The sequence below is a fragment of the Algoriphagus sp. CAU 1675 genome, from assembly GCF_029222925.1.
GTDB lineage: Bacteria > Bacteroidota > Bacteroidia > Cytophagales > Cyclobacteriaceae > Algoriphagus.
Genome location: NZ_JARHUI010000004.1, coordinates 459140 through 473168, shown reverse-complemented (window position 1 = coordinate 473168; position 14029 = coordinate 459140). Strand labels below are relative to the sequence as shown.

At 42.9% G+C, this 14029-nt stretch carries 17 protein-coding genes; 5 read left to right on the top strand and 12 right to left on the bottom strand.

The genetic code is table 11. The features are described from left to right. Positions 1 to 62 precede the first annotated feature (62 nt). The 9 genes from P2G54_RS12035 to P2G54_RS11995 all read right to left on the bottom strand — a co-directional run bounded on the left by P2G54_RS12035 (position 63) and on the right by P2G54_RS11995 (position 6876). Positions 63 to 188: a hypothetical protein gene (locus P2G54_RS12035; protein WP_275871440.1), complete on the bottom strand. Its 126-nt coding sequence runs from the start codon at positions 186 to 188 to the stop codon at positions 63 to 65. Positions 189 to 317: 129 nt separating this feature from the next. Then, positions 318 to 1226 (bottom strand): sugar phosphate isomerase/epimerase, encoded by a 909-nt coding sequence (locus tag P2G54_RS12030; RefSeq protein WP_275871437.1) that lies wholly within the window; start codon positions 1224 to 1226, stop codon positions 318 to 320. A gap of 107 nt (positions 1227 to 1333) precedes the next feature. Then, a complete protein-coding gene (locus tag P2G54_RS12025) occupies positions 1334 to 2578 on the bottom strand; it encodes a hypothetical protein (RefSeq protein WP_275871435.1) in 1245 nt (414 codons plus the stop codon). Positions 2579 to 2626: 48 nt separating this feature from the next. Then, positions 2627 to 2953 (bottom strand): potassium transporter KefB, encoded by a 327-nt coding sequence (locus P2G54_RS12020; protein WP_275871433.1) that lies wholly within the window; start codon positions 2951 to 2953, stop codon positions 2627 to 2629. Positions 2954 to 3005: 52 nt separating this feature from the next. After that, positions 3006 to 3299 carry a transcriptional regulator gene (locus P2G54_RS12015; RefSeq protein WP_275871431.1) on the bottom strand — a complete coding sequence of 98 codons (294 nt, stop codon included), beginning with the start codon at positions 3297 to 3299 and terminating at the stop codon, positions 3006 to 3008. Position 3300: 1 nt separating this feature from the next. After that, positions 3301 to 3915: a hypothetical protein gene (locus tag P2G54_RS12010; protein ID WP_275871429.1), complete on the bottom strand. Its 615-nt coding sequence runs from the start codon at positions 3913 to 3915 to the stop codon at positions 3301 to 3303. Between the two features lie 128 nt (positions 3916 to 4043). Then, positions 4044 to 4415, bottom strand: coding sequence for a DUF4260 domain-containing protein (locus P2G54_RS12005; RefSeq protein ID WP_275871427.1), 372 nt, complete (start codon positions 4413 to 4415; stop codon positions 4044 to 4046). Positions 4416 to 4511: 96 nt separating this feature from the next. Then, positions 4512 to 5669, bottom strand: a complete 1158-nt coding sequence (locus P2G54_RS12000) for an esterase (RefSeq protein ID WP_275871425.1) — start codon at positions 5667 to 5669, stop codon at positions 4512 to 4514. A gap of 10 nt (positions 5670 to 5679) precedes the next feature. After that, positions 5680 to 6876: an esterase gene (locus P2G54_RS11995; RefSeq protein WP_275871423.1), complete on the bottom strand. Its 1197-nt coding sequence runs from the start codon at positions 6874 to 6876 to the stop codon at positions 5680 to 5682. A gap of 437 nt (positions 6877 to 7313) precedes the next feature. Between P2G54_RS11995 and P2G54_RS11990 the strand changes: the two genes are divergently transcribed. The 5 genes from P2G54_RS11990 (at position 7314) to P2G54_RS11970 (ending at position 10770) form a co-directional block, all read left to right on the top strand. Further along, positions 7314 to 7946: a peroxiredoxin gene (locus tag P2G54_RS11990; RefSeq protein ID WP_275871421.1), complete on the top strand. Its 633-nt coding sequence runs from the start codon at positions 7314 to 7316 to the stop codon at positions 7944 to 7946. Then, positions 7946 to 8260, top strand: a complete 315-nt coding sequence (locus tag P2G54_RS11985) for a thioredoxin family protein (RefSeq protein ID WP_275871538.1) — start codon at positions 7946 to 7948, stop codon at positions 8258 to 8260. Before P2G54_RS11990 ends, P2G54_RS11985 begins: the two co-directional genes overlap by 1 nt. Further along, positions 8241 to 8489 (top strand): hypothetical protein, encoded by a 249-nt coding sequence (locus P2G54_RS11980; protein WP_275871419.1) that lies wholly within the window; start codon positions 8241 to 8243, stop codon positions 8487 to 8489. The genes P2G54_RS11985 and P2G54_RS11980 overlap by 20 nt, the downstream gene beginning before the upstream one ends. Before the next feature lie 354 nt (positions 8490 to 8843). Next, positions 8844 to 9692, top strand: a complete 849-nt coding sequence (locus P2G54_RS11975; RefSeq protein ID WP_275871537.1) for a carbon-nitrogen hydrolase — start codon at positions 8844 to 8846, stop codon at positions 9690 to 9692. 4 nt (positions 9693 to 9696) lie between these two features. After that, entirely contained in the window at positions 9697 to 10770 is a 1074-nt protein-coding gene (locus P2G54_RS11970) for an agmatine deiminase family protein (protein ID WP_275871417.1), read from the top strand. 70 nt (positions 10771 to 10840) lie between these two features. Here P2G54_RS11970 and P2G54_RS11965 read toward each other — a convergent pair whose 3' ends face one another. Genes P2G54_RS11965 through P2G54_RS11955 form a run of 3 tightly spaced genes read right to left on the bottom strand, consistent with a single transcriptional unit; the run spans position 10841 to position 13895 of the window. Next, complete coding sequence (locus P2G54_RS11965; RefSeq protein WP_275871416.1) at positions 10841 to 11530, bottom strand: ABC transporter ATP-binding protein; 690 nt, start codon at positions 11528 to 11530, stop codon at positions 10841 to 10843. After that, a complete protein-coding gene (locus P2G54_RS11960) occupies positions 11527 to 12783 on the bottom strand; it encodes an FtsX-like permease family protein (RefSeq protein ID WP_275871414.1) in 1257 nt (418 codons plus the stop codon). Before P2G54_RS11960 ends, P2G54_RS11965 begins: the two co-directional genes overlap by 4 nt. Further along, entirely contained in the window at positions 12780 to 13895 is a 1116-nt protein-coding gene (locus P2G54_RS11955) for an efflux RND transporter periplasmic adaptor subunit (protein ID WP_275871412.1), read from the bottom strand. The genes P2G54_RS11960 and P2G54_RS11955 overlap by 4 nt, the downstream gene beginning before the upstream one ends. Positions 13896 to 14029 lie beyond the last annotated feature (134 nt).

The following is a 14029-nucleotide window of genomic DNA, read 5'->3' as shown; positions in this document are numbered from 1 at the left end:
AGTCTTCCATTTCCCATCGATGGAAAGCGTGAGATGCTTATAGAAGACAAAAAAGTCTCAAATCAATGATCCGTGTTTTTGTCCTTGGATTTGCTTCCGAAAATCTTGTAAAGTAAAAATAGCACACCAGCTAAAAAATGGATAATCAAGATTCCAATAACGATGATTAGGGTGCTGTTGTCAGTCATTTATTAAAAGTTGAAGGTTGGATAGTGAAAATACCTCTTTTTATTGTTTTTGAATAAGGGTTTCAGCTGGATCATGGGGAATAAAAAAGCCAACCCGAGGGTTGGCTTTTTTATTCCAGAAGCATAGATTTATTGAAAACCGATTTCTTCCAGCCCCTTATGGCTGATTTTAATTGCTTCCAAAGGATCTAGACCAAAGGTGTTGTCTTGTTCTACCAAGTAAAAAACCATCCCTGATTTTTCTTTTTCAGCGAGGATTCTCTTGAAATCAATAGTTCCGGTTCCTACCGGTGCAAAGTTTCCTTCTGTATTCATGTCTTTAACATGCCAAGCAATGAATCTGCCCGGATATTTTTCAAAGTACTCCAAAGGATCCTTTTCTGCTTTGGTTACCCAAAATAAGTCCATTTGGAAATTCACATATTCCGGATTGCATTTTTCCAAGAGATAGTCTTCAATCACAGTTCCATCCGCCATTGGCTTAAATTCGAAATCATGGTTATGGTAAAGTAATTTCAGTCCGGCATTGTGGCACTTTTCGCCAAGTGTATTCATGATCTCTACCAGTTCATCTGCAGTGCCGTTCATTCCCATGCTTCGGGTAGCCGGATCAAAGGTGAACATACCCATTGGAGGAACAGGGATTACAAAGTAGGTGATGCCGGCTGCTTTCACATCAGCGATCAACTGGTCGGCATTTTCCATATTGACCATACCCATGTGGGCACTCATAGCGGTTAGGCCAAGAGATTCCAAATAGGCCTTAAATTCTGCAGGTTCCATTCCATAGAATTTTCCATCCGCATAGTTAGCAGCCTCCACATAGGAATAGCCCGCATCAGCTACAGCCTGTAGGGTGGCTTTCGGGTCGCTAGCCATGGAATCGCGAACTGTGTAAAGTGCCAGACCTCCAAATTGGGCAGGTGCTGCCACTTGTGTTTCGGCGGATTCCTCTGACTCTGTTGACTTAGGACTACAGGAGTAAAAACCTAAGATAAGAGCCAAAAGTATGGTGAAATTAAGCTTGTTGTTTTTCATGTTTGGTAAAGGTTTAAGACTGGAAAGATATCCAATTCTGAATAAAAAAAGACAGCCTTTTAGATTATTGTTTCCATTTGATAAAATTAGATTTTCCTCTGCTGCAATTAACTAAACCCAAACAAAACTGGGAACAGAAATACTACAATCCCGGTCCAGATAAAATAAACAGGGAGATACCAGGCAATTACTTTTCCCACTTCTCCAATAGTAGAAGAATTTCTAACGGTTTGAAATAATTTCCTCGATACAATCAATAGGTGGATCAGCATTAGGATATTGATCCCAAGTACGGCAACCCGATTGGGAGTGATACCCCATTCAGATATCCGAAATAGTATTGCCGAAAGTGCAATGCCATTGACAAGAATAGTGACAAAAGACAGTAATAATAGGACCCAAACCCCCGGCTTGGACGGTTCATTTTTGGATGTCTCTGCCACTGAAAAAAAGACCAAACCCATCACCCCAATCAAAAGCATATTGAAGAGCAAAAGGAATTCCCGGTCATTGTAGGGATCCTTTCCGGAGTAGACTATTGCGCCCAGGTAAATAACCAGCATCACCAAGACTAGCGGACTGAAGATTTTGGCAATGATAGGAGGGACTTTGTTGACTAATTGCGGGTTGGTTTGAGTGAGGTGTACCGCAACCAAAGGTGCTGCCGCAAGTCCAAAAACGGCAATCCATTCGAAATAGAATTTTTCAATATTCAATCCGATCAAACCAAAAAGTCCAACTGTGATTCCGGACATTAAAAGACCTGCCAGCAATAAAATCGCCCCCATGACAACTGTATCCCCATTAAATCTTAGGTATTCAAGCCTTTTTCCAAGATTGGAAATATGTCCTCCAGAAAAAGATGCTCCTAGTATCGCCCAAAGCAGTAAGGGCAAATGCATACAGGCTAAGATTAAGGTGTCGCTTTCTTTATTGTCGGGTAGCAAGTTGATGTAAAGAGCGGCTATAGCCATAACTACTGCCAGGATTCCAATTGTTTTACGCGAAGTTTGGGTTTTCCAAAGGAAATAAGCCGAAACAAAAGGGAAGACAACGAAGCCTAAATTCCTCGGGTAGAAGAACTGTTCTTCCAGGAAAAAGATCGCCGGGAATTTGGCCAAAAGGCCCGCAAGAAGAGCCGCTAGGGCCACAAATTTCCACTCTTTGGCAGACCCCCAAGAGATGGTATCGGTTTCATAATTCAGCCGTTCATGCCAGAACTCGGCCAATGGTTGGCCTTTCAGTTGGGGGTAGAGTTCGTTAAATTCTTCCTTAAAGGAAGATTTGTTGCTCCTGTAGAGCTTTTCGAGCTTGTCGGCTTGGTCAAGATGGGAGAGGATGGATTCTTTCATGGGCATTTGAGGCTTAGGCTTATTTAATTTATTGATTCTTCAGTGATTTTAATTCCAATGCCCGGTGAAATTGAAAGCCAATACAGAACTGATCCATATGGCTACAATATAGATTAACGAGCTGAAAAGGATGGCGATGAGTTTTTGGTTGCCTTTTGGAAACCACAGGAATCCAATAAGGTAAAAGAAAATTCCTCCGGAGGCTCCCCCTGCAGGAATGATCAACAATGGGGAGACCATCCAAGGAGCGAAAGAGTCCGAATTTGCCAGGATCAGGAAGGCCAAAAGGGCAGTAGGAATTATAGCTCCTAAAATTGCGGGTAGAACCAAAGTTTTCACCTCTATTCCGAAGATGGATCGATTTGATTTTTTCATATGATTCAATTTTTAAAGTACTTTGAAATTCAAAGTACATGCTTAAAAATTTTTAAGACTTGTTTTCCTTGATCAAATTTTCCAGAAAGTCCAGATGGGACTGAAAGGCTTTTTTTCCGGCATCAGTGGCTGAATATTGGGTAAGGGGTTTCCTTCCGACAAAGGTTTTTTCCACTTTGATATAGGCTTGGTTTTCAAGGTTTCTGAGATGGGAAGCTAGATTACCGTCAGTCACCTCAAGTATTTCTTTGAAGGAATTGAAGTCAAACTGCTCATTGACCATCAAGATGGACATGATGCGAAGACGAACAATGTTCTCAAATGCCTTGTCGTATGTTCCCTTCACCTTATCTGTCGTATTTGTAATGCATCATGGAGCCATAGATCACATGCAGAACTCCAAACCCCAATGCCCAGCAAATCAATCCATAGGTTGGATGAAATGCAGCAATCAGACCAAGGATCAATTGGCCGATTCCCAAATTCTTGATTTCACTCAAAGTAAAATGGCCAGCATTGATCAAGCCCAGTCCATAAAAGAGGAGTGTGGAGGCTGCTACCATGTGGAAATACCCTTCATGTATCAAAGCAAAGGAGAAAAGGCCTCCAGAAATCACCGGGATAAATAATGCCATTAAAAACCTTCTGCCAGCCGGAGACCAAAACTGGGTTGAGCTTTTCTTGCTTTTTCGTTGACTTAAAAGGTAAGCTGTTCCCAAGGCTAAGATCAAAACTACCAGGGCGGTAATCAAAATGGAATGCAGGGCTTCCTTTCCCTCCAAAGTCTGGGCATTCATTCCATTATTGGAAAACCCGCCATAGATCCAGAACCAGGCCATACCTGATCCGATTAAGGCATATATTCCTGCCAATACCCCCGACAATCCACTCAAAGAAAGAAAGCGTGTGCTGCGCTCCATCATGGACTTGATCTCGGCTAATTCTTGTTCCGGTTTTCTCATGTTAAAAGTACTTTGTAATTCAAAGTAAATTAATCTTTTTTAAAATAGAACTATGGTCGAGGAGTTTTTTAGAAAAATTTAGGATTTCGGAAACCTCTTGGCATCGACTAATTCTAAAAAGGAATTCTTTATAGGACTTGTTTATTCTTTGAAGGTCCTATTTCTCCCAAATGTGTGAACTTGAATCCTTTTTCATACTTCAATCCATATCCCAGCATCCGGTCAAATGAAGCATGGGCAAATAGAATGATGCCTGCAATCTGAAGATGCATTGAAGAGAGAAAAACACCCGTGAAGAAAACCAACAAGGCAATTCCTTTGTGATGAAAAATATTATAGGTCCAAGACCCTGTTTTTTCATTGAGCAAATACCCTGTCATTCCGATATCCGGAACTAAAAATAGACCAAAAAACCACCACCAGGATTGTTCCGTCAGGTGGAATGCCCAAAAGCTTAAAATCAACATGCCCAATTCCTCGAGCTTTAAAAGTCCTTTCATACCAATTAAAATCTGATTTCCTAAAGTGGGAATTAGCTCCACAAACAAAAAGCGCAAGCCTTTGGGGCTTACGCTTTTTATCTAGATCAGGTTTTTTTAAAAGAGCATCGGAGCAAACATGGATAAATAGGTTCTCCAGTTGGCCCAGGTGTGTCCCCCTTCGTTTTCAAAGTATTCATGCTCAAAATCTGTTTTTTCGAGAATACTGAGTAGTCGCTTATTGGATTCCATTACAAAATCTTCTTTGCCACAGCCAACCCAATATTTATGCACGCCTGACTTTTTCAAAGCAAGAAACTGCTGTTCCAATTCCTCCATGTCCGCATTTTGGTTAAAAATCCCGCTACTGAAAACTCCAATGTACCCAAAGGTTCCTGGGTAAGTAATGGATGCGGTGATGGTATGCCCTCCGCCCATGGAGAGCCCGGCAAGGGCCCGGTGATCTTTATCGGCAATTACCCGGAAGTTCTTTTCGATATAAGGCACCACGTCTTCTACCAAGCTTTTCTCAAACTTCCCTTGAAACTGTGCGAAAGTCTCCCGGCTTGGGGCAGGAAGTCCCGGGATATTTCTGAGCGTGGAGGTTTGCCAAGCATTTCCATTGGTCATAACCACCAACATGGGTTTGGCTTTTCCTTCTGCGATCAGATTGTCCAAAATCAGGTTGGCTCGCCCCAAAGAGGTCCAGGCATCTTCATCTCCTCCAGCGCCGTGAAGAAGGTATAGGACCGGATAAGATTCTGACCCGGAATCATACCCTGGTGGAGTGTATACATACATTCTTCTTTTGATGCCCAAAGAGGGAGAATCATACCACACTTGGGATATGTTTCCATGAGGAGTGTCGTTCAACTGAAAAACTTCAGAGCCTTCTCCCGGTACCATCAATAGGCTTGCATATCGGGTACCGTCCCTCAGAGCATGTGGATTGGTGGGGTCAATGGCCATTACCCCATCGATAAAGAAATTGTAATGGTACATGGAAGAGGGTAGAGGATCTACTGTAACGGACCAAACTCCGTTTTCTTCCTTCGTCAATGGTAGTTTTTCCCTAAAACCCATCCAACTACCATTGATGCTGACTTCATTGGCAGAAGGGGAAAATACCCGGAAGGTTACCGAATTGTCAGCTGAAACATCCGGAGAAACGACCTGAGGAGCCTGCATGGCACTGATTTCCTGTGCTTGAAGGCTGATTGTGCTACCAATAAATAAGAATGTAGCAAGTGCTAAAATCTGAATTTTGATTTTCATAAAAGCCTGATTAATTGAAAAGGAGTGGGACAAATTGTGATAAATATACTCTCCAGTTTCTCCAAATGTGCCCTCCTTCAGATTCTACATACTCATAAGGCATTCCCATAGAATCCAGTTTAGTACGAAAATCTTGGTTGGCTTGATATAAGAAATCGGTCTTACCAATTGCTATCCAATATAACTTATACCCATTTTCCATTTGAGTTTTTAGGGTCTCATCGATATTGCTGTAAACTTTTCCAGTTGCATCTTCCCTTGGCATCAGGGCTGCAGAGTAGAGTCCGATGTAATCGAATGTATTGGGGTAGTATCGGGAAATGTGCATAGTATGAAATCCTCCCATGGATAATCCTGCGATTGCACGATTTGCTTTTTCTGCTTTTACCCGGTAATTGCTTTCCACAAATTTGATGATATCCCCAAAGGCACTTTCGTAGGTTCCATCCATAGTTTTTGCTACCATAAACTGTGGTTTATAAAAGCCCATGCTTCCCTCGCCGGGAGCTCCATCTTGGATGACATTGCCATTGGGCATCACCACAATCATAGGTTTTGCTTTCCCTTGGGCAATCAAATTGTCAAGGATTTGGGATGTGCGACCCAGGTTGATCCAGGCTTCCTCATCTCCTCCGGCACCGTGAAGAAGGTAAAGTACTGGATAGGATTCCTGGGAATTTTCATACCCTGGAGGAGTGTAAATGGTTATTCTTCTGTCCATTCCCAATCCCGGGCTGTCATACCAGCGTCGGGCTACAGTTCCATGAGGAATATCATTTACTTTAAATAAGTCGGCGTGACCTCCACCTACAATAAAAATATTGGTTGAGGATGCCACATCACGGATCAGAAATGGGTTGCTGGGATCTGTAGTGGTAAAACCGTCAATGATAAAGGAGTAATTGTATAGCTCTGGTTTCAGAACCTCACTTTTATAAGTCCATACTCCATTTTCATCCTTGTTCAAGTCTGCTTTTCCTGGTCCATCCATTTGCCCACGGGGAGTATCTATTTTCATAGTTGGTAAAAAGTCTCCTGTGACCTGAACAGAAGTTGCATTGGGAGCAAAAAGTCTAAATGTCACAGAGGAATCATCATGGATTTCTGGTGAGATGATTTGCTGGGCACGGAATATAGCTTCCTGAGCCTGTGACTTTGCCGCAAAGGCAAAACATGCCAATAAGATAATTAACAGTTGTTTTTTCATGGAATTAGCGCTATTGTGTCAAAGTGGAAAAATAGGTCAAATGAATCTAAAATCCTAGCGAGGAGGATATTCTGTTTAAATTCAAGTTTGAAAGGTGTGATTTTGGTTTTAAGCGAATTGGCAAATTCAAATTCCAATCAAAAAATGGTAATGCTTGGTGAGTAATCCTTGAATATTAAGGGTCTATCTGAGTCCCGTCCAAAAAGGTTTTTGGTATTTATTTTTTTAATGACTCATAGATTTTTATCATGACCTTTTTTCCTTTCTAAAATCCTTAGAATTTCGGTTTTGAATTTGCTCTAAAAGGAAAAGCGCCAAATTAATTTTCGAATTATTTAATCTTAATGATTTTATGAGATTTTCAATAAATAGCATGAAATTTTAATAGAATGACAGAAGTACCTAATTTTGGGTAATAAAATTTCATTAAATACATTATGGCGTTAGTCGGAAAAAAAGCTCCTCATTTCTCAGTGGGAGCAGTAATCAACGGTGAAGAGATCGTTGAAAACTTCAGCTTGGATCAGTACTTGGGTAAGAAGAACGTTATCCTTTTCTTCTATCCAAAGGACTTTACCTTCGTTTGTCCTACCGAGCTTCATGCTTTCCAGGAAAAATTGGCTGAGTTTGAAAAAAGAGAAACTGTGGTTATCGGTTGCTCCACTGATACTGAAGAAACCCACCTGGCTTGGTTGATGACTCCAAAAGATGAAGGGGGAATCGAAGGCGTGACCTATACTATCTTGGCTGATGTGGCTAAGACTATTTCCCTGAACTATGGTGTTTTGGGCGGTGAGTATTCTTTCAACGCAGAAACTCGTACTTGGTCTTTCTCAGGTGCACCTATCGCATACAGAGGTACTTTCCTAATTGACAAAGAGGGGATCGTTCGTCACGAATCTGTAAATGACTTCCCATTGGGTAGAAATATCGACGAATATTTGAGACTGATCGATGCACAGTTGCACGTAGAGAAGTTTGGAGAAGTATGTCCTGCCAACTGGGAGGAAGGAAAAGAAGCGATGCAGGCAACCAACGAAGGTGTAGCAAACTATCTATCCAATAATTAATCATGATCGAATTAACTGACGATACTTTGCAGGAGCTGGTAGCCAATCACGAACAGGTGGTGGTGCAGTATTCTGCCGGCTGGTGTGGCAACTGTCGCATCATGAAGCCTAAGTTCAAAAGACTGGCTGGTGAAAATCAGGACAAGCTTTTTGTCTTGGTAGATGCGGAAAAATTTCCTAATTCCCGCAAACTGGCGCAGGTTAACAACCTGCCTACTTTTGCTTCTTTCAAAGGAGGCCAGTTGGTGAATCAAATTCAAACAAACAAGGAAGATCAATTAAAGGCTTTGATCCATGAAGTTGCCAGTAATTAAGACTATCCAAAGAACCTGTACTCCTGAGCAAATCGAAACCGCTCTGGCTGTATTGGAAAATATTTCTGAAGCTCCTTCCCTCAAGGATCCCGAGTTGGATGTGATCGGGGAACTGATTTCCAATCTATGCGGAGCCATGGAAGTGCATGAAATGGTTGCTTCTGGAATGTCTGAAAAAGATGCGGGCAATGCCTTCATGAAAAAAGTACTTGGTTCGATCGACCGATAATAGGTCTATTGTCATATATACAAGAAAAGGACTTGTTCATTGGGCAAGTCCTTTTTTGCTTTTCTATCGGCCAGCTTTTGTACTTACGCAACAATTGCTGGAAACATTCCTATTGGCATGACTCGCTCAACTGTTACGGGTATATTTCCTTTCCGGGCAGGTTTTCCCGTTTTTCATACCCCGAAATAGAAATATCTTCCAATTCTTTAGGGGAAAAGAAGGCTTGATTTTCAATCTCCTAATTTCCCGATCTCTATTCCTTCCCTTCCCATTTGCCATTCCCTTCCTTCCACGATATCTTTGCAACCTAATCCAAATATGTAAGCCGTGGCAAACAAAACCGTCAAAGTAGGTATGGTCCAACTCAGTTGCTCTGGGGATGTGGCCGAAAACATGAACAAAACCATAGCCGGAATCCGGGAAGCAGCCCAAAAGGGTGCACAGGTAGTGGTGCTTCAGGAGCTTTTTAGATCGCTATACTTTTGCGATGTGGAGGATTACGACAATTTCAATCTCGCTGAGGCCATCCCAGGGCCGTCTACAGATACCTTGGGAGCATTAGCCAAGGAATTGGGAGTGGTCATCGTTGCCTCTTTGTTTGAAAAAAGGGCCGAAGGGCTTTATCACAATACTACTGCGGTATTGGATGCAGACGGCACCTATCTGGGTAAGTATAGAAAAATGCATATTCCGGATGATCCAGGTTATTATGAGAAGTTTTACTTCACTCCGGGTGATTTGGGGTATAAGGTGTTCAAGACCAAATTCGCAACTATTGGTGTATTGATTTGCTGGGATCAGTGGTACCCGGAAGCGGCTCGTATCACAGCGCTGAAGGGAGCCGATTTCTTGGTTTATCCAACAGCCATTGGCTGGGCTCATTCCCAGGATGAAGCCACCAATGAGGAACAATACGGAGCTTGGCAAACCATTCAGAGATCTCACGCCGTAGCCAATGGCATTCCCGTAGTTTCTGTCAACCGCACGGGTGTGGAGGGAGAAATGCAGTTTTGGGGTGGTTCCTTTGTAGCCAATCCTTTTGGAAGGGTGATATACAAAGCCCCGCATTTGGAAGAGGAAATTCATGTTCAGGATTTGGATCTGACCGGATCTGATCGATACAGAACCCACTGGCCATTCCTGAGAGATAGAAGAATCGATTCCTATCAACCTATTACCAAGCGTTTCCTCGACGAAGAATAAGCCGATGCAAGATATTTTTGAACTCGCAAAAAGCGGAACCGTGACTCCAGCGGAGTTGGGATACTATTTCCCGGCTGAATTTGCCCCTCAGGAATCCATGTGGCTGAGTTGGCCGCATAAGGAAGCCTCTTGGCCTGGAAAGATTGATATCATTTATGGTCCATATGCCCGGTTTATAAAAGAGGTTTCCAAGGGACAAAAGGTAAATATCAATGTGGCAGATGAAGCCATGAAGACCTTTGCTTTGGGGCATCTCCAAGCTGCTGGAGTTGATTTGGGGAAAATAAACTTTCACTTTTTTCCTACCAATGATGCCTGGTGTCGGGATCACGGCCCTGCCTTTTTGATCAATCCAAATGCGGAGGTGAAGAAGATCTTGGTGAAGTGGAATTACAACGCTTGGGGAGATAAGTATCCTCCCTATGACTTAGATAATCTGATTCCTATCCGAATTGCCGAAGAACTTGGAATTCCCTATTTCAAGCCGGGAATTGTCATGGAAGGAGGCTCAGTCGAGTTTAATGGAAAAGGAACCTTGCTGACTTCGACCGCCTGCTTGCTTAATGAAAACCGGAATCCTCATCTCAATCAGACTCAGATTGAAAAATACCTCTGTGATTACTATGGGGTAAAGAATATTTTGTGGGTAGGAGATGGGATTATTGGAGACGATACAGATGGGCATATCGATGACATCACACGATTCGTGAATGAAGATACGGTGGTGACGGTAGTGGAAGAAAACAAAGCTGATGAAAACCATGAGATCCTTGCTGAAAATCTCAAGCTCCTGAAGGGAATGCGTCTTGAAAATGGCAAGCAATTGAATATTGTAGAACTGCCCATGCCTTCACCGGTGATTTGGGAAGACCAACGACTACCTGCCTCATATGCTAACTTCTATATTGGAAATGAAGTGGTCGTAGTGCCGACTTTCCGCGATAAAAATGACCAGAAAGCATTAGATATCTTGGCGGGATGCTTTCCGGACAGACGTGTTATCGGAATCGACAGTACAGACATCATTTGGGGCTTGGGTTCTTTTCATTGCCTGAGTCAGCAGGAACCGGCTGTTTAGAAGGTAGTTATCAGTAATCATTGACAGTTTTCAGCACTTGCCAACTGCGATTTGCCTACTGTAAAACTGTCTACTGCCTAATCACTCTCCCGTCTTCCATCTCAATGATCCGGTCTGTTCCTGCAGCAAACTCCGGGTCATGAGTCACGACTAACATGGTCTGTTTGTATTCTTGGGCAAGTTCCCGAAACATATGGAATACGATATCGGAGTTTTTCTTATCCAGATTTCCGGTAGGCTCATCACCCATGATCAAAAGTGGATCATTGATCAGGGCCCGGGCAATGGCTACTCGTTGTTTTTGACCTCCGGAAAGCTGGTTGGCTTTTTTCAGGGCATGCTCTTCCATTTCAAAAATCCGGAGTTTTTCCATGGCCCGGTGTTCCAGTTCTTCCCGGGAATAGTTGCCCAGCTTCAGGCCGGGAATCATGACATTTTCCAAAACAGAGAATTCATTGAGCAGGTAATGGAACTGAAAAACAAAGCCGATTTTTTCATTTCGAAGGTGAGCAAGATAATTGTGCGATTTGCCGGTAATCAATTCATTGTCCATGAATATCTTCCCATCATAATCCGTGTCCATGGTAGAGAGGATGTACAAAAGAGTGGATTTTCCGCATCCAGATTTCCCAACGATAGACACAAATTCCCCCTTGGCGATTTTAAAACCTACCTTTTTCAACACCTGGGTTTTCACCGGGTTGTAAAAGTATTTATCGATGTCCTGAGCAATCAGGACTGGGCTGTCTTGCTCTTTCATTTTCCTCTGATAATATCCACAGGGTCCACTCCACTGGCTTTTCTGGCCGGGAAAAAGCCAGCCAAATAGGTGGTGACCAAACTGAACACCCCTCCAATGAGATAATATTTAGGATTGTAATCTACCGGGAAGGTTTTGATGGTGGGCAGAGCTTCCGTTTCAAATGGGATTTGGTCTATCCCCAAACCTGCCAAAAAGCCCAATAATAAACCGACCGCCCCACCGATCACCCCTATAGTCAAGGCAATCGTGATGAAAATCCGGTTTACATCCTGGCTGTTGAATCCTATGGCTTTGAGGATGGCAATGGTGTCCAGCTTTTCATAGATCATCATGTTCAGGATATTGTAAATCCCAAATCCGGAAACTACCAAAAGTGTGATTCCTACTGCATAACTAATCAGGGTTCGTACATTGGTCCCTGTTTCAAACTGGGCATTTATAGTCTGGATATCATCTGCGTCGATTCCAAAAGTCTCCCGCATTTCTCTGGCCATGGGAGGAGCCTGACTGAGTTCCTTGAGTTTAACCTGGATGTCGGTGACATAGGAGGTAGGTTCTCCTAGGATTTTTTGGACTGTAGAAATGGATGCGTAACTATTGGCATTGTCAAAATCCCCCAAACCCGACTGATAGTAGCCTACTACTTTGAGCTGAACCCGATTTCCTTGGGCTGTGGTCACTTGAATGACGTCCCCGATTCCTGCAAGCATCCGGTCAGCCAACCCTTTTCCCAATATGATAGAATTGATTTGATTGAGTTCTTCGTAATTTCCCTGGGTGACATAATCGGTAAAACTAAACAAGGCGGCTTCTTTGTCCACATCGATTCCATTGATTACTCCTGTAAGGTCGATGGTGCCGACATTGAAAAAAACTTGGGTAGAAACTTTGGAGCTCACACCCAACACTCTGGGGTCTGACTCCAGGGTACGGATGATTTCCTTGCTGTTGTAAATGGAAAGCCTGCTGGTGCTTGGTTTGACGGAACGGATGATGTTGAGAGAATTCTCAAAATCTGTCATCTGGTCAATCGGCTGATTGGGATTAGGCTTGATTTGGTTGTAAAACCGGATATGAGGAGTTCGGTTGATGACTAACCCATCCAGCATGGTGTTGAGCCCATTCATAAACCCCAACAAGGCCACAAACATGGTGATACTGAAGGTCACACCAACACCTGCGATGAAGGTTTGCTTCAGTCGGGCTAGCATCAGGGCTCGGGCCAGTTCTATGATCAGCCCCCAACTCATTTTACAGGAGGGATTAATCCTGTGGAAGTGTCAATTCCCTCCAAAATCTCAGCGTACTGGTAGGTTTTGATTCCGGTTTTTACCTGCAGCGTATCTTCGGACTCGGTGATGACCTTTTCTTCTTCAAATAGATAATTTCTGGGAATGACCAGCGTATTTTCCTTGGTTTGGGTCACCACATTGGCTTCCAAAGTCAGGTTGGGATAAAGACTTTTGGGGACGGTGATAAATTCTGCCTCTACCGTGAAACTCTTGGATTTGCTATCCATGATGGGGTAGATTTTGCTGACTTCCGCTTCGAAAATCTCATCCGGATAACTGTCCATTCGAACAATGACCTTTTGCCCTAATTTGACCTTAGCGATGTCATATTCATCCACCTGAAGTTCCAAGATAAACTCAGTGCTGCTGCCAATTACTGCAAGGGGAGTTTGGGGGCTTACCATTTCACCTTTTTCCTTGAGAATGGAATAAACCTTTCCTTCAATATCACTTTTCAACAAGTATTCATCCTCAAGGGCCTCGCTGATCGCCAGGTTTTTGGATGCGCTTTTTGAGTTGAATTCGATTTCTCTTTTGAGATCCGAATAACGAAGCAAGGCTGATTCATAAGCGCTTTTGGAATTGATATAAGCCAGTTCCCGCTGTTCCAATTCAATGGCTTTTCCTATTCCCTGGTCCCAGAGGCTTTTTTGGCGGATAAATAGGAGAGAATCGTTTTTCATCTTGCTTTTTGCAAGTTCTATGGTCAATTCAAGGTCCAAAAGTTTGCTTTGGTTGGCATTGAGGTCGGCATAGGCACGGGCAAGTTCTGCACTTTCCCGATTGAGTTTTTCCCGTTCGGAAAATATTTTCATAATGGGTGTCCCTACCTCCACTGTGTCTCCTTCCGATACAAAAATCTCTTCAATAGGGCCGCTACCAAGAGCAAAGGCCTCATATTGATTTTTGGCTTTGATAAGTCCTGAAGCATAGACGGACTCCGTAATGGTTCTCACTTCTGGATGGATTACTTGCGATTCTGATTCACCGCAAGAGGGCAGGAAGGCGAGGCTTACAAAACTGATAAGGGTAAGGAGTGAGAAAAAATCAGTAAGAAGTTGCTTTTTCATACGATTGCGGATCCTTTGCCAAAGGAAAGAGGAAAGGTTTTGAAAAATAATGAGAAAAATCATTCAAAGCCGGATTTGTCAGGATTATTCTCTATTCCTTGGTGATGTTGAAAACAAATTGAAAATTCAGGTAT

Excerpts from the sequence above, each read along its gene's own strand:
- P2G54_RS12010 (WP_275871429.1), bottom strand. The coding sequence starts at position 3,915 with ATGAGAAAACCGGAACAAGAATTAGCCGAGATCAAGTCCATGATGGAG.
- P2G54_RS11970 (WP_275871417.1), top strand. The coding sequence starts at position 9,697 with ATGCAAGATATTTTTGAACTCGCAAAAAGCGGAACCGTGACTCCAGCG.
- P2G54_RS11975 (WP_275871537.1), top strand. The coding sequence starts at position 8,844 with ATGGTCCAACTCAGTTGCTCTGGGGATGTGGCCGAAAACATGAACAAA.
- P2G54_RS12005 (WP_275871427.1), bottom strand. The coding sequence starts at position 4,415 with ATGAAAGGACTTTTAAAGCTCGAGGAATTGGGCATGTTGATTTTAAGC.
- P2G54_RS12030 (WP_275871437.1), bottom strand. The coding sequence starts at position 1,226 with ATGAAAAACAACAAGCTTAATTTCACCATACTTTTGGCTCTTATCTTA.
- P2G54_RS12035 (WP_275871440.1), bottom strand. The coding sequence starts at position 188 with ATGACTGACAACAGCACCCTAATCATCGTTATTGGAATCTTGATTATC.
- P2G54_RS11960 (WP_275871414.1), bottom strand. The coding sequence starts at position 12,783 with ATGAGTTGGGGGCTGATCATAGAACTGGCCCGAGCCCTGATGCTAGCC.
- P2G54_RS12025 (WP_275871435.1), bottom strand. The coding sequence starts at position 2,578 with ATGAAAGAATCCATCCTCTCCCATCTTGACCAAGCCGACAAGCTCGAA.
- P2G54_RS12020 (WP_275871433.1), bottom strand. The coding sequence starts at position 2,953 with ATGAAAAAATCAAATCGATCCATCTTCGGAATAGAGGTGAAAACTTTG.
- P2G54_RS11955 (WP_275871412.1), bottom strand. The coding sequence starts at position 13,895 with ATGAAAAAGCAACTTCTTACTGATTTTTTCTCACTCCTTACCCTTATC.
- P2G54_RS11995 (WP_275871423.1), bottom strand. The coding sequence starts at position 6,876 with ATGAAAAAACAACTGTTAATTATCTTATTGGCATGTTTTGCCTTTGCG.
- P2G54_RS11990 (WP_275871421.1), top strand. The coding sequence starts at position 7,314 with ATGGCGTTAGTCGGAAAAAAAGCTCCTCATTTCTCAGTGGGAGCAGTA.
- P2G54_RS11965 (WP_275871416.1), bottom strand. The coding sequence starts at position 11,530 with ATGAAAGAGCAAGACAGCCCAGTCCTGATTGCTCAGGACATCGATAAA.
- P2G54_RS11980 (WP_275871419.1), top strand. The coding sequence starts at position 8,241 with ATGAAGTTGCCAGTAATTAAGACTATCCAAAGAACCTGTACTCCTGAG.
- P2G54_RS12000 (WP_275871425.1), bottom strand. The coding sequence starts at position 5,669 with ATGAAAATCAAAATTCAGATTTTAGCACTTGCTACATTCTTATTTATT.